This is a genomic window from Paenibacillus sp. 2KB_22, from assembly GCF_052115745.1.
In the GTDB taxonomy this organism is placed as follows: Bacteria; Bacillota; Bacilli; order Paenibacillales; family Paenibacillaceae; genus Paenibacillus.
On record NZ_JBFRHG010000003.1, the window covers coordinates 794,317 to 818,884 of the forward strand.

Genomic DNA, 24,568 nt, shown 5'->3' on the forward strand with positions numbered 1-24,568 from the left:
ATGGCGACCTGACGCGATCAAGGCGAAGCGGAGAGCGTCCCCTCGCAGTAGAGCGGTCTGATAAGTTCCGGCAATAGGCCGGAACCTTATCAGAAACCGCGGGCACACGGCAACCCTTCACATAGCAAGACCCGACCCCTCACCGCTGCACCGCTTGTTTCGGGTGTCCAGAGGGCTGCGCCCTCTGGGGCCCTCCCTTGGAAGGGAGGGTTTGGGAGGGATCGAAAAGCCTTTTAAAAGGTTGGATTAGTAAATTTGAGAGGATGAATACTATTGGCGAGCGATAACATTGTCATTAAAGGCGCACGAGCGCATAACCTGAAAAATATCGACATTACCATTCCGCGTGACCGCTTTGTTGTATTGACCGGTCTGAGTGGCTCAGGCAAGTCCTCGCTGGCTTTTGACACGATCTATGCCGAAGGACAGCGCCGGTATGTAGAATCATTGTCAGCTTACGCAAGGCAGTTTCTTGGACAGATGGAGAAACCCGATGTGGATTCGATCGAAGGATTATCTCCTGCCATTTCAATAGATCAGAAAACAACAAGCCGTAACCCACGTTCCACGGTTGGAACTGTGACCGAAATCTATGATTATCTGCGTCTATTATTTGCACGAGTGGGCCATCCACATTGTCCGGACCATGGGGTGGAAATCAGTTCCCAGACCGTAGAACAAATGGTTGACCGTATTATGCAATACCCGGAGCGTACCCGGCTACAAATTTTGGCACCCATTATCTCTGGTCGTAAGGGTGAGCACAAAAGTGTGTTTGCTGATGTGTCCAAGCAGGGCTTTGTCCGTGTACGGGTGAACGGAGAACTGCGTGACCTGTCAGAAGATATTCAATTGGAGAAAAATAAAAAGCATACCATTGAAGTCGTCGTTGACCGGATTGTTGTTAAAGATGATGTACAGGCGCGTCTGGCCGACTCTATTGAAACAGCACTAAATCTGTCTGGTGGACAACTGCTCGTGGACATTATGGGTGAAGAAGAGCTGCGTTTTAGCTCCAACTTTGCCTGCCCGGTGTGCGGATTCAGTATTGAAGAACTTGCGCCGCGGATGTTCTCATTCAACAGTCCTTTCGGGGCTTGCCCGGATTGTGACGGGTTAGGTGTCAAAATGATCGTTGACCCTGATCTGCTTGTACCGGATCGCAGCAAGACGATTGAAGATGGTGCTTTTGATGCCTGGACAGGTGGCACATCCACTTATTATCCGCAGTTCCTGAAGTCAGTATGTGAGCACTTCAACATTCCGCAAAATGTACCTGTCGAAGATCTGCCTGCTGAACAGATGAACAAGTTGTTGCAGGGTACAGGTACGGAGAAAATCCGTTTCCGCTATGAGAATGATTTTGGACAACGGAAGGAAGCGCTGGTTACCTTTGAAGGTATCGTGAACAATCTGGAGCGTCGTTACCGTGATACAGCATCTGAAGGTATCCGTGAATTTATTGAGGGTTACATGAGTGCGAAGCCTTGTGGTACGTGTAAAGGCCAACGTCTGAAACGCGAGAGTCTTGCGGTTACGATTAATGATCACAACATGGCCTATGTGACTAGTTTGTCCATTGGTGAGGCAGGCCGATTCTTCGATACATTGGAATTGACGGAGAAGGAGCAGACGATTGCCAAACTGATTTTGAAAGAAATCAACAGCCGTCTTGGCTTCCTGGTGAATGTTGGTCTGGATTACCTTACGCTGAGTCGTGCTGCCGGAACCTTGTCCGGTGGGGAAGCTCAACGGATCAGACTGGCTACACAGATCGGTTCCAGCCTGATGGGTGTACTGTATATTCTGGATGAGCCGAGTATCGGTCTGCATCAACGGGATAATGACCGTCTGATCTCAACGCTTGCGCATATGCGCGACATTGGTAACACGTTGATCGTGGTAGAACATGATGAGGATACGATGATGGCTGCCGACTATATTATTGATATTGGCCCAGGTGCAGGTATCCACGGAGGTACCATCATGTCACAGGGTACACCGGAGGAGATCATGAACGATGAGAATTCCTTGACCGGTCAATATCTGAGTGGACGCAAATTCATTCCGATTCGTACAGAACGCCGTAGTGTAGGAGACCGCTGGCTGGAAGTGCGCGGAGCCAAAGAAAATAACCTTAAGAATCTGAACGTGAAGATTCCAGTAGGTGTATTTACTGCGGTAACGGGTGTGTCTGGCTCAGGTAAATCCACATTGATCAATGAGATCCTCTACAAAACGCTGGCACGTGATCTGAACCGTGCTCGGGTACGTCCGGGTCAGCATAAAGAAATTCGTGGTCTCGAACATATTGATAAAGTCATTGATATCGACCAATCGCCAATCGGGCGGACACCACGTTCCAACCCGGCTACGTATACTGGAGTCTTTGATGATATCCGGGATCTGTTTGCCCAGACGAACGAAGCCAAGGTACGTGGATACAAGAAAGGCCGATTCAGCTTCAATATCAAAGGTGGACGTTGTGAAGCCTGCCGTGGAGACGGTATTATCAAAATCGAGATGCACTTCTTGCCGGACGTTTATGTTCCTTGTGAAGTCTGCAAAGGCAAACGATACAATCGGGAAACGCTTGAAGTGAAATATAAAAATAGAAATATTTCCGATGTGCTGGAAATGACGGTGGAAGATGCAACCCAATTCTTCGAGAACATTCCGAAGATCCATCGTAAAATGCAGACACTGATGGATGTGGGCCTGGGTTATATCAACCTGGGACAACCTGCAACGACCTTGTCTGGTGGTGAAGCCCAGCGTGTGAAGCTCGCTTCCGAGCTGTATCGCCGCAGTACGGGGAAAACCATCTACATCCTCGATGAACCGACGACCGGTTTGCATGTCGATGATATCGATCGTTTGCTGAACGTATTGCACCGTCTCGTTGATTCAGGTGAATCAGTCTTGGTGATTGAGCATAACCTGGATGTAATCAAAACAGCTGACTATGTTGTTGATCTGGGTCCGGAAGGCGGTAGCGGTGGAGGAACCATTGTTGCAACGGGAACCCCTGAGGACATCATTAAAGTGGAAGCTTCCTATACGGGCAAGTACTTGAAGCCGGTTCTGGAACGGGATACCGAGCGAAGCAAAGCACTGCAATTGGTGGACTAAGATCCTCTAACCAGTAGTTATATTAATATGAATGCCAGTATTAGCCCTTCTTTTCGAAAAGGTGAGACGTTGGATTACGATCTGATGTGTTCTGCTTCCGGGAAGAAGGGTTTTTCATTTTGAATGATGCACAGTTTTCTTCGAACTAAGGTTATTTCGTGAAAGTGTTTACATATGCATTGTGACGAGCATTACAGGAATATTCGGCCAAATTGGCTTTTTTTCATTTTTATGGATGATAGGGCTTGCATTACAAGCAGGGTACAGATAACATAGAGGAAGATATTAGGGTATGCGTTAGCTGTTCAACTATGGTAAGGAGGTCTGTCTATCCATGCTGTTTGCAGAAGCTGCCACGGCGAGTACATCGAATTTTAATGCATTTGATATTTTTGTCATCTTATTTACGATCCTGATTTTCATCGGAGTCGTTCGGCTTCTTCGGGCACCCAAGAAGAATCTGTTTGCCATTGGATTTGCAGTAGTCAGCCTGCTTGTATTTCTGATGACGGACTATGCGATGATAACGGGTTGGTTTGGTCAGTAGTAAGGCCACTGAAGTGAATGGAATATAAGCCAAAAGAAGTATGAAGGAACACTTTCCACGGGAGACATGGAGGGTGTTTTTTTCGTTTATATCGAGCTGTTGATCAAGATTCTATCTTCTCTACTAAAATAGGACTTAAAACAATTGTATATCCAGATTCTGTATGATACATTGAGGGATACCGGAATTGCAGATGAGAGAAAGAGAGAATAGATTCAGCGATGAATCCGATGTCGAGTCGCGCAAGAAGGATGTATAGAGAGGGTCAGGTGAGAATATGAGCGTGTTGGGTAAAAAGGGGATAGCCATACTGATGGCTGCTGTACTCACAATTAGTGTAGCGGCAACGGCCGGTGCGGCTGAATCCAAAGCGGCAATGCAAGCGAAAGTGGTAGACGGTCAAGTCTATGTGAACACCAAGGATCTGCTCAAGGCAGTTGGTGGAAGTGGACAATATGATGCCAAATCTGGAACATTCACGTACAAGGGAAGTGAAGCCATCCCCAAAGTGATCGAAAAGGTATCTCCTTCGGTCGTAGGCATTATTGGGAAATCTACCGAAGTGCAGGAAGGTGCATCTTCAGACAACCGCTATAATCTTGCACATGGTACAGGTGTCATTATCCGGTCCAATGGATGGATTGTAACGAATGCCCATGTGGTGGATGGATTAACAAACCCCGTGGTCGTAACGACGGATGGCAATACATACAAAATTACGAAAACATACAGTGATGCACTCAGTGATCTGGCACTAATCAAAATCAATGCCAAATCACTCCAACCGGCGAGCTTCGCCAAAGCTTCACAAACCTCTGTTGGTGAAACGGTGATCGCCTTGGGTACGCCGATTTCCTTTTCTTTGCGCAACTCGGCAACGGTAGGGGTCATTAGCGGCTTGAATCGTGGTGTTGAGGCGACCTACCGTTTAATTCAGACCGACACGGCGATTAATCCAGGAAATAGCGGAGGACCGCTGGTCAACCTGAAGGGTGAAGTGGTCGGTATCAATTCCATGAAATTTTCTGCGGTCGGTGTAGAGAGTTTGGGATTTTCGATTCCGGTGGATACCGTTCAATACATCATCGATCAGTTTTTTAAATATGACAAAATAAAACGTGCAAGTCTGGGTCTACAGCTGGAAGAAAGCTGGTCTGCGATTGTGGGCCTGCCTACAGATGATCCCTTAACGATTACGGGCGTACTGTCTCCTGAAGCCAAGAAAGCCAAAATCAAAGAGGGCGATGTCCTTTACAGTGTCGCGGGCACACGTGTCTCTTCAGTAGTGGATATCAACGAGCTGCTCAAAAAGTATCTGCCTGGGCAAAAGGTAAAGCTGTTGATGCAAACGGATGGCGATATCGTCACCCGCACGTTGGTGCTTGCTGATCGCGCAGACATCGTAGACGAGGAAGATGAAGCGTTCCTTGCAGATGAAGAACAATAAAACCCGGCGATCAGCCTGGATGGAGAGAGGACGACAGAACGGAATGAAAAAGTCATGGATACGTGTGCTAAGCACAGGTGTATTAACCGGGATGCTGACGATTGGCGCGGCACTGCCTGTATGGGCATCAGATATGACGACAAGTGAACTGCGACTCAAAGCGGGCAGCACGAGCGCTTATATTAACGGAGATAAACAGGCCATAGCCAAGCCTTACAAGGTCAAGGGTGTAACGATGGTACCTGTCGGTGTATTTAAAAAAGCATTTGGCAGTGAAATCCGGCTGGAGAAAAATGATGTCGTCAAAATCAAGGAAGGTCCGCACACCGTAACTCTGACGATTGGAAATTCGATTGCCTGGGTGGATGGTGTGAAACATGAGATGGGTGCAGCTCCCAAGATGGTGAATGGTGTACTCATGGTTCCACTTCGTCCGGTTGCTGCCGGGATTGGAGCAACGCTTGCTCCAACGAGTTCTGGAGAAATGGTGATTCGTCTGTTGCAAACCGATGATTCGGTAGACGATGAGGACGGCCTTCATCTGGATGAAGGCAAAACCAGAATTGGCAACAGCTTTTACGGCTGGTCCATTAACTATCCGGCAGACCTTATGGTTTTCCAGACCGGCGAGCAGGAGCGCATGATGACTTTTGGCGCTGCGGACAACAGTTATTATCTTGAGGTGTACGTCAGCGATCAGGATGTGGCTCTGGATGCGGATGATTTGTTGCAGCAACTTGTCCAGGAGGCCAAACAATCGGGAGATACGGTGCTGGATCGTGAAGCGGTGTCGAAAGGCAAAACGCCTTATGCACGGATTATCGTGAAAGATGTAGACGGCATGTTATGGGAGATGCGACAGTATCTGAGCGAAGGTCGTCAATATGATGTGTACCTCGCGGATTACGAAGCCCTGAATTATAAAGATCTGGGCAAACGTGCAACGCTGCTCAATTCATTCCAGCCAACCTATGCGGAATCGGATCGAACGATCAAGGATCTGTCCACCGTAGATCATGGCATGCGCTCCGCGTGGAATGATGATTATGGTATTGAATTGAAGATTCCTGCCGGCTGGTCGATGGATAACAATCAGATGATCTATGAAGCCAAGGATGGTGCGTATCTGCAATGGCGTGTCACTTCAGCGAGGGCAGGTACAACGGTAAAAGACTGGAGCGGGCAACTGGATAAGTGGATGCGTGAGACATTTACACCAGAGAGTTACGAGCCAATTGGCTCATATACGATGGATATCTCGGGAGAGACTGCCGAGGTAAATGAATTCCGTTATAACTTTGGCGGAGGCTGGCAGACCGAATTCGATGTTCTTTTGCAGAAGAATGGGTATCGATATTATGCAGAGTATACGTTCCCTGAAGAGCAAAGTGCAGATCGGGCATGGTTTGAACGGATTATGAAGAGTGTGGAGATTGATTTTGATACGGTTGCCGATAATTTCGGTCAGCTGGATGAAGATCCTTATTTGACAGACAAAACGAAGACACTTACACGTACGTCCAAACGTTATCATTATAGTGTAGATATTCCGCGTTACTGGACACCTTACAGTGATCGATTCGAGTACTCACCTGTGGTGTACACCTTCACGGGCGGAGAATTCTCCATTGCGGCGAGCGAAGACAAGTCAATCGAGATGACGGTCAGCCAACTGAGAGAAGCTTACGCTGAAGCCACCAAAACGCGGAAAAACTTTCAGCTGCTTCGCAGTGAGGAGCTGACGTTTGCGGGTGTGCCTGCATTTTCCTTTACGTACCATGAGCTGGACAAAGGCGTGCCATATGCGGGTCGCCAGATCGTGTTTGAAAAGGACGGAACAACCTATACGATCACAAGTGGCCTGAATGATGCCAACAAGACAGAAGTTCAGGCGGCAGCCTTGGAAAAAGCAGTGAACTCATTTACTTTTATTAAATAATTGTAGTAGAGCCGGAGGGTCAGACGACCTTCCGGTTTTTTCGTTGTGTTGGAAATGAAAATGGTAAACGGTTTTTTCAGGAAAACGTAGAAGAGTCGGTGCAGAAGTGGTACACTATACTAGTTCAGGAGTTATGACTGCTGATCTGGTGAATATGAATGACTGTAAGCTTGGAGTTCAGGCAATACAGACATAATAGATAGATATTGTAATACCGTGACAATGCAGGTGTACCCGATAAGGTGCAGTCTTAAGCTTGGTATGTTCAGGCGTTTAAGGATATAGGGATGAAATCCGGCGGATAGCCGGCTATGGGGAGGATCTACATGAAAACAGCAACAATACGAAGAGAAGACGTTGAACTTCTGGCACCTGCTGGTGACTGGGATTGTATGCGTTCGGCGGTAGCTAATGGCGCAGATGCAATTTTCTTCGGAGTCGAAAAGTTTAATGCACGGGCACGAGCGAACAATTTCCGCATGGACGAGCTGCCGGAGATTATGGCGTTTTTACACAGTTATGGCGTAAAAGGTTTTTTGACCTTTAATATATTGATTTTTGAAAATGAATTGACGGATGCCAAAGAACTGATTGATGCATGTGTCGATGCAGGTGTAGACGCTGTAATTGTTCAGGATTTGGGTCTGGTGAAGATGATCCGCGAGATCTCGCCGGATTTCCCGATTCACGGTTCAACACAGATGACGATTACGTCACCGGAAGCGGTCGAGTTTACGAAGCCGTTTGATATGGAACGTGTCGTTCTGGGACGGGAGAACAATCTGAAGCAGATCCAGAAGATCGGTGAACAGGCGAAGCTTCCAATGGAAGTATTCGTTCACGGTGCGTTGTGTGTATCCTACTCGGGGCAGTGTCTGACTTCTGAAATGTGGGGAGGACGTTCGGCTAACCGCGGGGAGTGCGCACAAGCTTGTCGTCTTCCATACGATCTAATGGTGGATGGAGTGCACAAACCGATGGGTGATGTAGCCTATCTGTTGTCTCCGAAGGATCTGGCAGCGATTGATCTGATGCCGGAACTGATCGAAGCAGGAGTGACTTCTTTCAAAATTGAAGGACGTCTCAAAACGCCGGAATACGTAGCGAACGTCGTAAGTAAATATCGTAAAGCGATTGACCGTTATTTTGATGGAGATAACACACCGCCAAGCAAGGAAGAAGTTCGCGAATTGCAACAAAGCTTCTCCCGTGGATTCACGCATGGTTTCCTGAGCGGTACAAACAACAAAGAACTGGTGGATGGAACGTTCCCGAAAAGCCGTGGTGTTTACCTCGGTCGTGTAGATCAAGTGTTGCGCGATGGCGTGGTCCTGAAGCTGGATGCACCTGTGAAACGTGGAGACGGGATTGTATTTGACGCGGGAGACCCAACGAAGAAGGAAGAGGGCGGACGTGTATACGATGTACGTCGCAAAGGTGTAAAACTCGAAGGCGAAGCCGAAGAGGGTTGGATCGTTGACGTCGTGCCAGGCCGCAGTGACGTGGATCTGCGCCGCGTGAAAGTTGGCGACAAAGTCTGGAAAACGAATGACCCAGCGCTGGACAAACGTCTTCGTCAAAGCTTCGAGACAGAGAAACCGTTCCGTGTATTCCCGGTGAAGGTGAAGGTCATCGGTAGCCCGGGGCAGCCGCTTAGCACGTGGTGGACAGACGTGCAGAAAGGCACGACCGTTCGGATTGATTCCGAAATGGAACTGGACATCGCACAGAAGCGTCCAATGACGCATGAATTGCTCGAAGAGCAGTTCGGACGTCTGGGAGGCACCGTGTTCCAGTTGGAAGGAATGGACGTCAACCTGCACGGTGACGTCATCATCCCGATGCGCGAGTTGAATAACATTCGCCGTCAGGCGGTAGAACAACTCGCGGGTGAACGTCCGAAACCACCCGTCTACGTGAAACGGGCGGTAGATGTGTACGGCGATTCGGTTAAACCGGCATCGCCGGTCGCTCGCGGTCAAGCCGAGTTGACCGCGCTCTGTCGCAGCCTGCCACAAGTGGAGGCAGCGATTGAAGCGGGTATCGGCATGATCTATGCCGACTTCGAGTTTATCAAACAGTTCCCGGCAGCTGTGGAAGCTGTGCATGCCGCTGGTCGCAAGATCGCGTTGGCAACACCGCGTATTCACATGCCTGGGGAGAACGGATATCATAACAACATCCTGCGTCTGAAGCCGGATGCGGTATTGGTACGTAATACAGGCGCACTGTACTTCTACCTTCGTCATCGGATGGAGAACCCGGATGCAACGCACCCGGAACTGATTGGGGACTTCTCATTGAACATCGCCAATCACAAAGCAGTTGAATTGTTCCTGGAAGCCGGATGTGACTGGATTACGCCATCCTATGACCTGAACATTCAACAAATGGTTGATTTGCTGGGCCACTCCCGTACAAGTCAGACCGAAGTGGTTATCCATCAGCATTTGCCGATGTTCCACACCGAGCACTGTGTGTATTGTACGTTTATGAGTGAAGGAACGGACTATACGAACTGTGGTCGTCCTTGTGAGGAACAGCGTGCATCACTGCAAGACCGGATCGGCATGTCCCACCCGGTACGTGTGGATGAAGGCTGCCGTAATACGGTATACAATGCCGTGGAACAGTCAGGTGCCGAGTATCTGACCAACTTTATGGATCTGGGTGTATCCCGTTACCGTGTGGAATTCCTGGAAGAGACACCGGAGCAGGTACGCGAAGTCATTGATCTGTACAACCGTGCACTGCGCGGGGAGATCAGTGGTACACAAGTTTGGAAAACACTCAAAGCAACGAACCAACTGGGCGTTACACGTGGTCAATTGGTGAAATAATTAGATTGTATGGTACAACAACAGTTACAGCATGAAGGAACCCCAATCTCTGCTTTAAGGAGCTCTTGGGGTTTTTTTACATCATGATACAGGAGGCGAAGAAGCGTGGCGCCATTCACAATTATGGATATCAAATTGCTGTGCGGGGTCACGGCATTCAAGCGCGGAGAAGATTATAACCAATCTGGCAGGGTGACCAATTTGGTGGTCAGTAAGGATCAGCTTCATTATGAAGCACAGGTACGTGGATCGGAGCGCTATCAGGTGACGGTGGATATAGATGAAACGGGAGAGGTTGTGGCAGGCTGCAGTTGTCCGGGTGACGGCAGACACTATGACTATTGCAAACATGTTGCTGCTGTCCTGTTGGCTATTCACGAATGGGGTGAGCAGCAGGAACGGAATGCCACAGTTGCTCCTGGGAAGGCTCTTCAACCTCCTGCAGGCCAAGGAGCCAACACCAGTTCCAACTCAGGTTCCAAGTCCAGGGTCGGGACATTAGTGGAAGAGAGCATGTGGGAGCGACCACAGTCTGATTCACAACGAGAGCAATTGAATGATGCTCCAGAGCGTCCTCCAGTTCATTTTGCCCAAGCGGGTCGGCCAAGCTCAGCTTCGGGGTGGGGCCGCTCGGCAGATAAACCTTCTTACCGTACGGCGGATCAGATTCTGTCCATGTTTGCCAAGGATCGGAGACCGCTGCATGGAAATGATCGTAAATACACTGCCCCTGTCAGCCGTTCCTTCCTGCGGGAAGAATTGCAGGTTCAGTTTATATGTAAGCTGACACAGGTTCACAAGGGTGGTGGGAAACTTGCTCTTGAATTGAAAGTGGGTAACAAACGTCTGTATGTGGTGCAGAAAGTGAAACAATTCCTGAACTGTATCGAGAAGGGCGAGCCAATGTCATTTACCAAGCTGTTCCACTATGATCCATTGATGCATGTTTTCACTCCGCAGGATCAGGCCATTCTCTCGATGCTTATTCGAATGAGACAGAGTGAAGAGGCATACCGCGAATCCATCTCCGGTTATTTGGGAGCGTCGGACGGACGGGATATACTGATTGCTCCGCTCGTATGGAAGCCATTGCTGGAATTGCTACTACAGGCCGACAGTCGGATGGAGGGTACAGGATTTGCCAATGGACCACTCACGCTCGGTGAGGGAGTATTGCCTTTGTTTTACCGGATTGCCCAGGGAACGAATGAAGGGTATCAGCTTGAAATTTCGGGACTGCGTGAGCTAATTCTTCTTCCTGCTTATGATGCCGCCGTGGTGGAAGGACAGTTGCATATGTTGGAGCCGATGCAGATGCGAAGTCTGGAGGACTTGAGTGGAGCACTCACTTCATATGGAATCAAGGAAAGCATCGATATTTCGACTCAGCAGGTGGATGAGTTTGTGCAGCATGTCGTGCCAGAACTGCGTACGCTTGGCCATCTGTCCATTGATTCACAGGTGCGGGAACAGATCGCGGAACCGGAACTCTCACCCAAGTTGTATATCGACTTCTATCGTGAACGTATTACTGCGCGTCTGGAATTCGACTATGAGGTCATGGTTATTAATCCACTGGCAGAGTATTTAATAGATGAAGAAGAGAAAAAGGTTATTTTGGTGCGTGATCGATACAAAGAACGGAATCTGATCGAACGGCTCGATCGATCCTTTCTGGAACGTGAGGGTAGTGTCTGGGCGAGTGAACGGGAAGATGCCATCTATGATGTTATGTATCATCTGTTGCCTGAACTTGAGAAACAGGTAGAAATCTATATGCCAAACGCCGTGAAGGCGATGGTGCAATCCTATCCAACACCGCCGAAAGTACGAGCAGACTTGGGAAGAGGACTGGACTGGCTGGAGATTTCATTCGAGATGGAAGGTGTGGACGAGCAGGAACTTCAGGAACTCATGCGCCGCATTGTGGAAAAGAAACCATATTTCCGTCTCAAGAGCGGTGTCTTTCTCTCGCTTGAAAATGAAGGTGCAGATAGCTTCGCTCATATGGCCGATTCACTCGGACTTGGAGCAGATGACATCAAGAGCAGCCATATCCGGCTGCCAGCTGTTCGGGCGTTACAATTGCCGGGCAGGGATGAAGTTTCCGGTCATGTGAAGTGGGGAGGTTCTCTCAAACGTTTCCTCGATGATCTCCGAGATCCCGAGCGGATGGATTTTGCACTGCCGGGATCTCTGACCCCCATCCTGCGGGATTATCAGAACAGCGGATACCAGTGGCTGCGTACCCTCGCTTATTATCGTTTTGGCGGCATTCTGGCGGATGATATGGGACTTGGAAAAACATTGCAAAGCATCGCCTATATCACAGCGGTGCTTCAGGAGAAGCCCGACTACAATATGGACAATACGGGCGGTGATAAATACCGGGAGAGTGGATCATTACGGGGCGGTGAAACGTTGGCGACTTCCAACATCGATCCCGAAACTGGGCTCCCATTGGATAAGATGGCTTCAGAGAATACGGATGGTTTATGGTCCACGGTGCAGCAGGATGGACTGACAATTCGAACGAGGGTCATTCATCCCCCGGTACTTGTCGTTGCGCCTGCCTCGCTGACCTACAACTGGGCTAATGAGTTTGCGCGGTTCGCCCCGCATCTGAACGTCCTGATTGCCGCAGGTCAGAAAGAAGAGCGAGCCAGCATGCTTTCAGGCATGGATGAGGCAGATGTGATTGTGACGTCGTATCCTCTGTTGAGACGGGATTTGGATAACTACCTGGGCCGAACCTTTCATACGCTCATTCTGGATGAAGCTCAGGCAATTAAAAATGCTTCTTCTCAGACCGCGCAGGCAGTCAAACAAATTCAGGCCCCGCGCCGTTTTGCACTCACAGGTACACCTGTGGAGAACTCGCTGGATGAATTGTGGTCCATTTTTGAAGCCGTATTCCCAGGGTTGTTTCCAAGTTACAGAAGATTCCGCGACCTTCCTCCGGAACGGATTTCTCGGATGGTGCGTCCGTTTATTCTGCGCCGCCTGAAGAAGGATGTGCTGGAAGAATTGCCTGATCGAATTGAAACGGTACAGCGATCAGAGCTTACGGTCGAACAGAAGAAACTGTACGCCGCATACCTTTCCCAGCTTCAGGATGAAGCATCAAAGGACATGGAGGATAACGGATTCCAGAAGAATCGTATCAAAATTCTGGCAGGCATCACGCGCTTGCGTCAGTTATGTTGTCATCCGGCCCTCTTTGTGGAAGGATACCAAGGCGATTCCGGGAAAATGGAACAGTTGCTAGAAACGGTCGAGGATTGTTTGGCTGCAGGCAAACGAATTCTCATCTTCTCCCAATTTGCGAGCATGTTGAACCTGATTCGTCAGACCCTCAAGGCACAGGGGAGAAACCTCTTTTACCTTGATGGTCAGACCCCTGCGCAGAGCCGGGTTGAGATGTGCCACAGATTTAACGAGGGTGAAGCTGAACTGTTCTTAATCTCCCTGAAAGCTGGCGGTACCGGATTAAATTTAACAGGGGCAGATACCGTTATATTATATGATCTATGGTGGAATCCCGCCGTGGAAGAACAGGCAATTGGCCGTGCCCATCGCATGGGACAGAAACAAGTGGTGCAAGTCATCCGTCTGGTTACCGAAGGTACGATCGAAGAGAAGATTTTGGAACTCCAGCAGCGCAAGAAGGACTTGATTGCCGAAGTAATCGAACCGGGAGACGGGGGATCGACGACCTTATCCGAACAGGATATCCGTGAATTGTTGATGGTATAATGGAGTCCAAGCATCGTAGCACTCAGAAGCATTAAATATATGAAAATATGTATCTATATAAGTTGAACTAATCATTTACATGATAACGGAGAGGACAGAAATAACCTGAAAAAGCGAAGCGTTCGCCTTTATCCCCGGATTTTCCCCTTTAGAAAAGGGAATCAAAAAATCTGGGGATAACAGCGATTGGAAGGTTGTTCTGTTATCGTAGTGTCAGTGTAAATAATCTTTAGTTCATCTTGTCTAGCAAAAGGAGTGGGTTCATGTGCGTATTCGCAAAGCGATTATTCCAGCCGCAGGGCTTGGTACCCGGTTTCTGCCTGCCACCAAGGCGATGCCTAAGGAAATGCTGCCCATCGTGGACAAGCCAACGATCCAGTACATTATTGAAGAAGCTGTCGCTTCTGGCATTGAAGATATCATTATTGTGACAGGTAAAGGGAAGCGGGCCATTGAAGATCACTTCGACTATTCTTTTGAGCTGGAGCAGAATCTGGCGGACAAACAGAAGTGGGACTTGCTTAACGAAGTACGCAAACCCTCCGAGATGGCAGATATTCATTATATCCGTCAAAAGGAACCGAAGGGACTTGGTCACGCCATCTGGTGTGCCCGCAAGTTTATCGGCAACGAGCCTTTTGCCGTCCTGCTAGGGGATGATATTGTGGAAGCCGACCATCCCTGCCTGAAGCAGATGATCGATGTCTACGATGAACTGCAATCTCCGATTGTTGGTGTACAGCCTGTTGATTGGAGTGAGGTGTCCCGTTACGGGATAGTGGACGGAGAGTTGCTGACCCCTACCGATGATCGTGTTTTTCGGGCCCGCCGCTTAATTGAGAAACCAAAGACCGAAGACTCTCCCTCCAACTTGGCTATTATGGGACGTTACATTCTTACACCAGATATCTTCGACATCCTGGGTCAACAATCTGCTGGTGTTGGGGGAGAAATCCAGCTTACGGATGCCTTGTCCCGATTGAATGAACAGCGGCAGATTCTCGCATATCATTTTGACGGACTGCGTCATGATGTTGGTGAGAAGTTGGGCTTTATTGAGACATCGATTCACTACGCATTGCAGCGTCCGGATCTACGTGACGATTTGTTGGCGTATTTAAAGAAGATAACGGCATCGAACTAACACCTCCCTAATGAATTAGATCACAAAAAAGGTTTGCCCTTTGATGAGGGCAAACCTTTTTTGTGTGTGGAATTATTGAGAACCACTAGTGCATTTTGTTATTAGAAATTCAGTTCTGTTATCTGTTTAATCTCGTCTGCTTCGTTAGGTGCGACAGCGATAAGCTTATCATATATAGCTTGATCTTGTTGCCCATTTTTAGTTAGGGCCGCAAGGTACCAACGAGCAATTTCACGATTGGTAGCATCGGTCAGATCCTCTGCAATCCCATCCTTAAGGATAGTAGCAGCTCCAGCTGAATCGTTTAACATGTATTTTATTTTCCCCGTGTTCATAATCATTGTTGGAGTCAGCTCGAACGGCTGTCCTTGGAGCTGTCCTTCAGGAAGAGTCTGTAGATGCTCTACTCCATCAACAACATGCTGATAGGCTTCCAGACCTGAAGTGAAATAAGATTCCTTCTTAGCTGTATCGCCTTGTCCGAGCGCTTGGTATCCTAGATCAAACGAACGGGTGATTAGCCGTTCGTACCACTCCATATCCCAGATATAGTTGTTGGCATATTCTTTTTGAAGAGTGTAGGCTTGTTCATTATCACTTTTAAGCTCATAGAGTTGGATCAACTGTTTAACCATACCTTTGTTGTAGGGTTCTGCTTTTAGCCCTTGTTGAAGCAAATCTAAACCAGCATTGTAGAACTGATCATCTTGTGTTTGTTGAAAACCTTGTTGGTATAGCGAAGAAAGCGTCAGAAGGGAATCAGAATGTGCACTGCGAATCGCAAGGTCCTTATCCAGTGGAGCTTTGATTTCCTCAAAAGATTGGCTGACTTCTGCAACTTCCTTCGCTGCATACGAGTAATGATTTGCTTGCAAAAAGCGAACGGATATAAACAACAGTACAATGATCGATACTCCGGCAATGGCGGTATAGATTGCTCGGGCGGCAGATGAGCTTACTTTTAAACGTTGAACTGGCTGCGGTTCAATCGCTGCAGCCATGCCTCCAAACCCGATAAACACCAGCATGCCTATGAAGACGTAACTCATATTGAAATCGAGAAGACTCAATACCAGAATAGTCATGGACAAAATGAAAAATAAAAAATGTGACTCTCTTTCGCTTTCGTCTCTTCGCAAGTAGCTGCGAACGTATTGATAAAAAATATACAAAATAAATGCCATGAAAATGATAAATCCAATAATTCCGACTTCCACCAGGTACTGCATGAAGAAGTTATGCGCCTGTGCACTAACATATGGATTGTTCTGATACTTCTCGTATAGCGCGGTCCAAGCCCCACCACCTGCACCAATCAATGGGTAATCTGCAATGACCTTTGCGGCATCTTTATAGAAGGTGATTCGTTCAAGAACACTGTGCTGCTGGAAGTTGATGTTTTCCAGACGCGTACTGATACTATCTGGCAAAATGTTGCGAACGCTGGTACCCAACAGCAACACTGCAACGATAATGGCCAGCAGCGTTGAGCCGAGCGGGATCCACAGGCTTGAACCTTTACGTTTACCCCAAGCTTGGAGCTTTGTTTCTAACTTGGGAGCAATCCAACGTTGAATAGCCCAGATGATGATTGCGACAACGATTGATGCTGCAACCAGATAGATCCAACCTTTGGCTGCAACACCAGCAGTGAACTGTTGCTGCAGTTCTAGTCCAGCAGTATTGACCGGATTTAAGATCGCAATTGTTCCTATTCCTGAGATGACAAGATAAATGAACCATAAAATCTGTTTTGCTGGTTTAAGCAATAACAAAATTATTACAAAAACGATTGGCATCATCACAAGACCTGTCCGCGAAAGTGTAAGCAACAGGGAGAGTAAGATGGGAACAAGCATGAATCCATGCAGTAGCTGTGTGTACATTTTTTTGGAGCGGATCATGCTGAAAATAGCAATAAATAAAAATGCCATCAGGAATGCTGCATATGTATTAGGGTACTGGAAGACAGAAGCAAGCCGCGCACCGTTAGAATCATTCCATATCGCCTGGTTGTATACTCCATTGACTACGCCTGAAGAGAACCAACCGACTAACTTACCCGTAAAGCTAGAGGCTCCTAGCCAATTCAATAGACCAAACCCGACAATTATATATGCAAGTGCTATTAAGGAAGACTGCATGAGATGATTGCTTTGTTTGTTCTGGAGCAGGTACATCGTCATGACGAACAACATTGCATAAATACACTGAATCAAGATCATGTTTACTGCTAAGTAATTAGAGGCTGCATTAATAAGCGATAGCATGTAGGTAATTGGCAATAGAATAACGACTAATTTGAGCCAATCTCGTTGGGAATCTAGTGTGATAGTTTTGTAGTAGACCAAAGTCCATATGATGAACAGGAAGGTTGTAATCATGAGCGCCCAATAAATGGGTCCCTCAAATTGAAGTAATTGTCCGTTAAATAACGCAACTTGAAATGACGACCAGAGTAAAAATAAGATAAGTACTATGGAGAGAGTCCATGGGAGCGGTGAAGCCAAACCTGCGCTGGCCTTGCTCGACGTCTTTTTTGTTTTTCCGTATACTGGATTCGACAAGGTGTGAGTCTCCTTTGTTTGTAGATACGACAATATTTTAGCATACAATCGCAGTTTTTGACCAACTCAGTAAGAATACTAAGAGAAGAGAAACAGGTAATAAGCAGATACCAAAAAATAGACAGAAAAATAGCGACTCTCTCACTTTAATTTGCAGGAGGGTCGCTTATAGAAGAAAACTAATCACATTTTAATTAGATTGATAAAGATTACAGACATCTTCAGCTGGTCCCATTTCACGTATCTTTCCATCTTCAAGCCACAAAGCACGGTCACACATTGTTTTCATTTGATTGATAGAATGGGATACAAATAGGACTGTTACTCCGGATCCCATAAGCGACTTCATTTTTGCCTCCGATTTTTCCTTGAATTTATGATCTCCTACAGACAGTACTTCATCTACGATCAAAATTTCCGGTTTTACCAAAGTGGCTATAGAGAATCCAAGTCGTGCCTTCATCCCGGAAGAATAGTTTTTAATTGGTGTATGAATGAACTTTTCTAATTCCGAAAATTCAATAATTTCATCCATTTTTTCTTTAATGAACTTCTTAGAGTACCCGAGTAACATTCCATTTAGATAAATATTCTCCACTCCAGAAAGTTCAGGATTGAAGCCCCCTCCAAGCTCCAGCAAAGGGACAACATAACCATTTCTTTCTACACTTCCCGAAGTGGGTTTAAGAATACCGGCAATAATCTTTAACAATGTACTTTTTCCTGCACCATTTAAACCTAGAATTCCAAACACTTCTCCTTTATTAACTTCAAAGCTAATTTTATCGAGTGCTGAGAACTCATCATATTTTATTTTTTTCTGCAAGCTGTGTATGAAAAATTCTTTCAATGAATTCATTTTACCACTGAGTAGCCTGTATTTCATGGAGACGTTATCGACCCTGATGGCTATTTCGTTCATATGAAACTCTCCATCCTTATAAATAGAATATAAATTTATCCTGCTTTTTATAGAACACCCATAAACCTGACACAAAAACGACCATTCCATAAATTAAACAGAATAAGTTTGTTTGAAGAGAAGGAAGTGTACCATATATCAAAATGTTTCTGATCATTTCAATAATATCAAAGATCGGGTTTAATCGGATGATAGGCATATAACGTTCAGGTATAATGCTAGCAGGATAAAAAATGGCTGAAGTATACATAATAATAACTAATGCTAGTGAGTAGAGATGCTGCAGATCCCTAAAGAAAGTGTAGATTGTGGCTAATATTAAACCTATGCCCAGGGAAATTAGTAAAAGATAAAATAAAGGTAAAATAATGTAGAAACTTTGTAATGAAATATTCAACCCACTAAGAAACATGACAGGAATCAATGAAATCATAGCCAACAATGAGGTAATAAAGGAAGATGTTACTCTAGAAATTGGGAAGAAATATTTAGGAACGTAAACTTTTTTAATTAGGCCTCCATTTGAAACAATGGATTGCATAGCGAAGTTAGTCGTTTCAGAGAAGCAAGAATATATCAGTCTTCCAATCAAAACGTAAGCAGCAAAGTATTCAATATCGCTAGAGAAGAACTCCTGAAAAATGATAACTAACACAAGCATAAAAAGGAGTGGATTGAGCACGCTCCAAATAATGCCTAGAAAAGAGTTTCTATATTTGAGAGTAATGTCTTTTTTTGTGAGTTCAATCATTAAATCTTTATACTTTAAAAAATTATCCCAGTATCCTTGCATAATTTGCTCCTTAATATATTCAAACAAAAATATGATAATACCTCGTTCATGTTAACACATTCGTTAGGAATCTACAATTTGAGCCTTAGAAACTTGACATTGCACTAATATGATCTAATGTAAATTCACTTATTAAAGGCTCGCGATTATACTGGTTGTGAGACAATAAGCATCATAAGTAAGTTATACTGGAGTCAATGAGAAGTGAAACCAGGTAAGTTTGTGCTGGAAGGTCTCGAGGAGCAGAATGTTAATTTGACAAAAATCTATTAAAAAATTGAAACCGAAGATAACATTCAATCTCACGTGCCGAATGGCCGTGAAGAATCCTTCCTAAGGTTATCGACATAAGACAGGACTTCCGCGCCAAGGCTTCAAGGAGAATAGCGAACGTTTACATTGTCTGATGCATGTCAAGTGTTTGGGAGATATCTATCCGTAGCCCATTATTAGCAAAAGACTTTATGTTAATTACATATACTGGTACTTACTCGAGGATGAATATTAATCTCTCAATATCATTGTATGACTCGATATTACCTATTTGCGGAGGAGGTGAAATCGAATAGTAGTGAGAAGATGTAATTGTGTATAACAAGGAATAAACCATAGTAGCTCAAAAAATGTTTTTAACAAAGCTATATAGAGTTATCAATTCTTTCTGATTTATTTTTATATGAAGACTAACTTAGTTGCTAAAACACGCTCATATGTCGCTGGTATGAGGAACATGGTATAATTAAATTAGTTTTGGATAATTGAGCAGGGGTTTTGTGAATTGAAATAGAGATGAGGAATAATTAGATGGAACTTTGTGTTATTGGTTTAGGATACATTGGCCTTCCAACAGCAATTATGTTTGCCAAGCATAATATTCATGTGCATGGAGTAGACGTTAATCAAGATGTGATAAATAGCTTGACTTCGGGAAGAATTCATATAGTTGAGCCTGGGCTGCAAAATATGCTTGATGACGTCATGCTTACTAAGTCGCTGTCTTTTGGGGTGAAGCCAAAATTTGCGGACGCATTTATTATTTCGGTTCCAACTCCTATCCGGAAGGATAAGAGGGCAAATCTTGATTATGTGATAGCTGCAACAAAATCCATTGTTCCTTTCTTGAAGAAAGGTGATCTTGTCGTACTCGAGTCTACTGTACCGCCGAGGACCGTAGAAGATATAATGTTACCTATACTGGGAAAAACGGGCCTTGAAATCGGGGAGGATCTTTTTGTATCCCATTCACCCGAGAGGGTATTACCAGGAAGGCTTCTTGAGGAACTTGTAAATAATGATCGGATAGTCGGCGGGATTAATGAACTTTCCTCTAGTAAAACAGCAGATTTGTATAAAACTTTTGTTAAAGGGACCATCCATCTTACTAATGCTACTACTGCTGAAATGGTTAAATTGATGGAAAATACTTATCGAGATGTTAACATTGCTTTCGCAAATGAGATGGCCAAGATAGCAGAGCAAGTAGGATTTAATGTATGGGAGGCTATTGAACTTGCGAATTGTCATCCTCGTGTTAATATTCATAGACCTGGTCCTGGTGTGGGTGGCCATTGTATTGCAGTTGATCCATGGTTTATTTATGAGGCAGCGCCAGCATCGGCAGAACTGATTCATAAATCAAGAATTTTAAATGATAGTATGCCGGAGTATATTGTAACCAAGCTAAATCGTTTATTGGAAGGATTTGATCAGCCTACAATCGCAATTATGGGTCTTGCATTTAAGGGCAATATTGACGATATGAGAGAAAGTCCTGCTGTTGAAATTATAGAAAAACTACAGTCAAATTATAATGTGACTTTATTCGACCCTCACGTTAAAGAGAATGTGGAGGGGAAAATGGATACGATTGAGAAGGCTGTGGAAAACGCTGACGTGATTGTTGTGTTAACTGATCATAATGAATTTAAGGGGATTAATCCTGTAGTTTTATTTGATTCTATGAAGGGGGATTTAGTTGTAGATACTAGAAATGTACTGGATTCTGACTTGTGGATTAATGCAGGCTTCAAGGTTCATTCGCTTGGCAAAAGTAGTGTGACTACTGACCAATTAACTGTTGAATATTCAAAATAATTTAGGTTGGGAAATAGCTGCAGTTATTTGTGGCTATTTTTTTGTATACGCCCCCGATTCATAGAGGCCATATAGCTTAAAGCTACGTGGAAAAGTCTCTTAGGCACATACCTAGAAGCCGAGGTAAGTGTAGATCATATCTACATGCTGGTGGTGTGTATGCAGTCTAAGTTGAGCTTGTCAGAGTTTATGGGGGACTTGAAGGGGAAAAGCCGTTAATTATCTTTGATGACTGTATAAACCTGAAGTGTCGAGATTGAAGTCGACTGTTTTCGGCAGGCTACTATGTGGATATGGTAAGACGGAACAAGTAAGTGTTTCCCGAATACATACGAAATCACCTAAAGCTACGCTAACATACGATGAAAGAGCTGTTCCTACCTGTTTTAAAGTGTGATTAGGTAAAAAGGGAATTAATATAACCGTTTAATGTAAAAAAAGACAATATACGATTGGCCGACGTCTAGTGCCGCCTTCCTAGGCACTTTGATTGTACCATCCCCTTATATGGTGCTGATGGATGCCTTCTGCTGTGCAAGTGGTTATGACAAAATGAAGTTATTAGGAGGCAGTTGTTATGAAGTTTTTTAGTCGCAAGTTTTCTCAAAATGAATTCAAGATTGAATGGCTTGAAATTGAGAAAATCACCAAACTAACTGTACAGGATGATCAGACTCTTATTAGAGCCGAAAATAATCTAAAAAACAGATTTTTTCTATTTGGTAAACTAGACGTAATCGATTTTGGTGAGAAAATAAATTGGGACCACATCCATAAAGTGAGCCCCAATACTTATCAATTATACCTACAATCATTAGTTATGATCAGCTATTTAACTGATGGTTATATTTTGTCTAAAAATGAAGCTTTTTTGAAAAAAGCTGATTCAATTGTATCTAGCTGGATGAATTACAACGATTCTTCCGATTCGAAAAAAAATAGAATGATATGGAGTGACCATTCAACTGCAGATCGTTTAATCAATCTGATATATTTTGTTAATAGCGCAGAAGGTAAAGTAGATTTAAATATTAGAAAATATTGGAATTTAATCAAGATTCACTGTGATTTTTTGTATGCTGATAAAAACTATGTCAAGAATAATCATGGTGTAATCATGGACAGAGCGCTATTTCTTGGCTCATTGGCATTAGACTCCTATAAATATGCACATCAGTGGAGAAACAAGGCAATTTCTCGTTTGAAGGATGCCTATTTTAGGGATTTTAGCTTTCAAGGAACACATTTAGAGAATTCTCCAGAATACCATGGTTTTGTGTCGAAACTTTTCAGATCTACTGAATATTTATTAGGAAACTTCGGGTATTCCCTCGGGGAGGAATTTCAAAAAAAAATAAATTTGTCAAGCTCGTATTTTGGGAACATCGCAAAGGGAAACGGCTCGTTACCTATGATTGGAGATACTGGATTACATAAATTTAGTAACTTAAAACAAACGGGTGAAAATTTCCTTGATGCTCAAGCAGGGATTGCAGTACTTCGCGGAGGAAAAAATACCACTTGGGTTTCCTTTGTTTGTGGTTATGCCTCTACAACCCATAAACATCATGACGATTTGTCGATAGGTTTATTTTATAAGGGTAATGATGTTTTTGTGGATTCTGGAAAATACAATCATGATGCTAATGATCCCATCAGAAAATATATCCGATCCCCTAACGCTCACTGTACTATTATAATAAAAGGGGAGACATATGATCTGAACACAAGTTTTGATAAGATAAAAATAAGCGGGTATCAAAGGACTAAATACTATGACCTTATAAAAGGGTATAATAATGCCTATGATAATATTTCTATTGAAAGGACTATTTATTTCTTCAAGCCCGAGATAGTATTGCTTTTAGATGTAGTTGTGAGTTCTAAGCCAATTACAGTTGTGCAAAATTTTAATTTAACACCGGAGTCGGTAATTATGAATTTGTCGTCCGAATTTACAACAATAGGCGTGGGCGGAGAAACAGTACAAATCATTCAAAGAAATTCCGTAAATCACTACGAAATTTTAGAAGGTAAGGAAGATGGCTCTGGCCCTGTTATTTCTCATTATTTCAATCAAACTATTCCTACAAAACAGGTGCAGTTTTCAATTGAAAATAATAGTGAAGAGAGACATTCGAAAATAATGTATTTAACTGAAATTAGATTGGGTGAAGCGATAAATCAAGACTTTAATTCTGAGTTAAATATGTCCACAGCAATATTGAGTGTCAAATATAATAATCTTGAATTTAAATTTTCTGCCGTATAATTTTGGGAGGACTAGTTATTATGAAGTTACCATTTGATAAGATAACGGAAGCATATTTTAATCAAGCAGGTACAGAATTCGGGGAGAAGGTGCGTAAACGAATTAACTGGATCTGTCAGCATGCCAAGGGAGATCATATTCTTGATATAGGCTGTTCCCAAGGGATAACGAGTATTTTACTTGGAAGAGAAGGGAAAAAGGTACTTGGGGTGGACTACCTCCAGGAATCTATTGACTTTGCGAATGAGCAGTTATTGAATGAACCAGAAGATGTCAGAGATCTAGTTCAGTTTGAGAGAGCCAATTTTATAACATGGCATCCTAAGAAGGATAAATATGATGTGATTTTATTAACCGAGGTTTTAGAGCATATTAATCAGCCTGATGCATTTTTCTTAAAGGCCTACAACCTGCTTGAATTTAAGGGGATAATAATAGTTACTGTTCCTTTTGGAATCAATGATTTCTTTGATCATAAAAAAACTTTTTATCTGTATGATTTGTTAGGAATGGTCAGTTCATATATAAATGTAAGCAAAATAGAATTTATGGGCAAATGGATTGGCGTAGTAGGAACTAAAAAAGAAACTCTGGATAGTAATGCTGATATAAGTATAAATAACGATCTTGTTAAAAGACTGGAGTCAAACTTTTACGAGGTGGAAAGGGAATTAGTGACCTCTTTAAAAGAGTGGCAGATCAAGCACTCGGATTTAAGGAAAGAAAATGAAAATTTGAAAAAAAGTTTATCCAGTAATAATTATGAAGAGCTGATAAACAAAAAAATAACAGCATTAACCGAGGATTTTAATTCTAATTATCAAGGAATTAAAACAGAGGTTGAGGATTTAGTGAACAAGCTGGATGCTGAAGTGGCTGAGGTGGTTTCTTCTAGTGCTAAGATTGCGGATACTATAAGTTATAGCCTTTTGGAGGAAAAAGAGAATAAATTAGGGCTGAAAAAGGAAATTCATGAGTTATTATCTAGATATGAAATAATACTTGGTCAACACAAGGATATATCTTATAAATATCAAACTCTACGAAATTCTAAATTAGGTAAAATAACTTTGTGGTATTGGAAATTCAGAAAAAGAATTAATGGTGGCTGGTGA

At 44.2% G+C, this 24,568-nt stretch carries 13 protein-coding genes; 10 read left to right on the plus strand and 3 right to left on the minus strand.

Features of this window, described 5'->3' with window-relative positions; all coding sequences use genetic code 11:
- The first annotated feature begins 273 nt into the window (after positions 1–273).
- The 7 genes from uvrA to galU all read left to right on the plus strand — a co-directional run bounded on the left by uvrA (position 274) and on the right by galU (position 14,805).
- Positions 274–3,132: an excinuclease ABC subunit UvrA gene (gene uvrA, locus AB4111_RS22265; RefSeq protein ID WP_062837044.1), complete on the plus strand. Its 2,859-nt coding sequence runs from the start codon at positions 274–276 to the stop codon at positions 3,130–3,132.
- A gap of 334 nt (positions 3,133–3,466) precedes the next feature.
- Positions 3,467–3,679, plus strand: coding sequence for a hypothetical protein (locus tag AB4111_RS22270; protein ID WP_253441215.1), 213 nt, complete (start codon positions 3,467–3,469; stop codon positions 3,677–3,679).
- A gap of 277 nt (positions 3,680–3,956) precedes the next feature.
- On the plus strand, positions 3,957–5,126 hold the full coding sequence (locus AB4111_RS22275) for a S1C family serine protease (RefSeq protein ID WP_442033253.1): 1,170 nt from the start codon (positions 3,957–3,959) through the stop codon (positions 5,124–5,126).
- Positions 5,127–5,169: 43 nt separating this feature from the next.
- Positions 5,170–7,065, plus strand: a complete 1,896-nt coding sequence (locus tag AB4111_RS22280; protein ID WP_442033254.1) for a stalk domain-containing protein — start codon at positions 5,170–5,172, stop codon at positions 7,063–7,065.
- 326 nt (positions 7,066–7,391) lie between these two features.
- The gene (locus tag AB4111_RS22285) at positions 7,392–9,905 is read left to right on the plus strand and encodes a U32 family peptidase (protein ID WP_124116478.1); all 2,514 of its coding nucleotides are present in this window, start codon (positions 7,392–7,394) and stop codon (positions 9,903–9,905) included.
- Positions 9,906–10,010: 105 nt separating this feature from the next.
- Entirely contained in the window at positions 10,011–13,661 is a 3,651-nt protein-coding gene (locus AB4111_RS22290) for a DEAD/DEAH box helicase (protein WP_442033255.1), read from the plus strand.
- Positions 13,662–13,926: 265 nt separating this feature from the next.
- Positions 13,927–14,805 carry a UTP--glucose-1-phosphate uridylyltransferase GalU gene (gene galU / locus AB4111_RS22295; protein WP_442033256.1) on the plus strand — a complete coding sequence of 293 codons (879 nt, stop codon included), beginning with the start codon at positions 13,927–13,929 and terminating at the stop codon, positions 14,803–14,805.
- Between the two features lie 101 nt (positions 14,806–14,906).
- Here the strand turns inward: galU and AB4111_RS22300 are convergent, their stop codons facing one another.
- From AB4111_RS22300 to AB4111_RS22310, 3 genes are all read right to left on the minus strand, one after another.
- Entirely contained in the window at positions 14,907–17,372 is a 2,466-nt protein-coding gene (locus AB4111_RS22300) for an O-antigen ligase family protein (RefSeq protein WP_442033257.1), read from the minus strand.
- 190 nt (positions 17,373–17,562) lie between these two features.
- Entirely contained in the window at positions 17,563–18,294 is a 732-nt protein-coding gene (locus AB4111_RS22305; RefSeq protein WP_442033258.1) for an ABC transporter ATP-binding protein, read from the minus strand.
- A 16-nt stretch (positions 18,295–18,310) separates the two neighbouring features.
- Entirely contained in the window at positions 18,311–19,087 is a 777-nt protein-coding gene (locus tag AB4111_RS22310; RefSeq protein ID WP_442033259.1) for an ABC transporter permease, read from the minus strand.
- Between the two features lie 804 nt (positions 19,088–19,891).
- On the opposite strand from AB4111_RS22310, the gene AB4111_RS22315 reads away from it, so the two are divergent.
- The 3 genes from AB4111_RS22315 to AB4111_RS22325 all read left to right on the plus strand — a co-directional run bounded on the left by AB4111_RS22315 (position 19,892) and on the right by AB4111_RS22325 (position 24,568).
- Positions 19,892–21,181, plus strand: a complete 1,290-nt coding sequence (locus tag AB4111_RS22315; RefSeq protein ID WP_442033260.1) for a nucleotide sugar dehydrogenase — start codon at positions 19,892–19,894, stop codon at positions 21,179–21,181.
- 577 nt (positions 21,182–21,758) lie between these two features.
- Positions 21,759–23,453 carry a heparinase II/III domain-containing protein gene (locus AB4111_RS22320; RefSeq protein ID WP_442033261.1) on the plus strand — a complete coding sequence of 565 codons (1,695 nt, stop codon included), beginning with the start codon at positions 21,759–21,761 and terminating at the stop codon, positions 23,451–23,453.
- Between the two features lie 20 nt (positions 23,454–23,473).
- Positions 23,474–24,568: a methyltransferase domain-containing protein gene (locus AB4111_RS22325; RefSeq protein ID WP_442033262.1), complete on the plus strand. Its 1,095-nt coding sequence runs from the start codon at positions 23,474–23,476 to the stop codon at positions 24,566–24,568.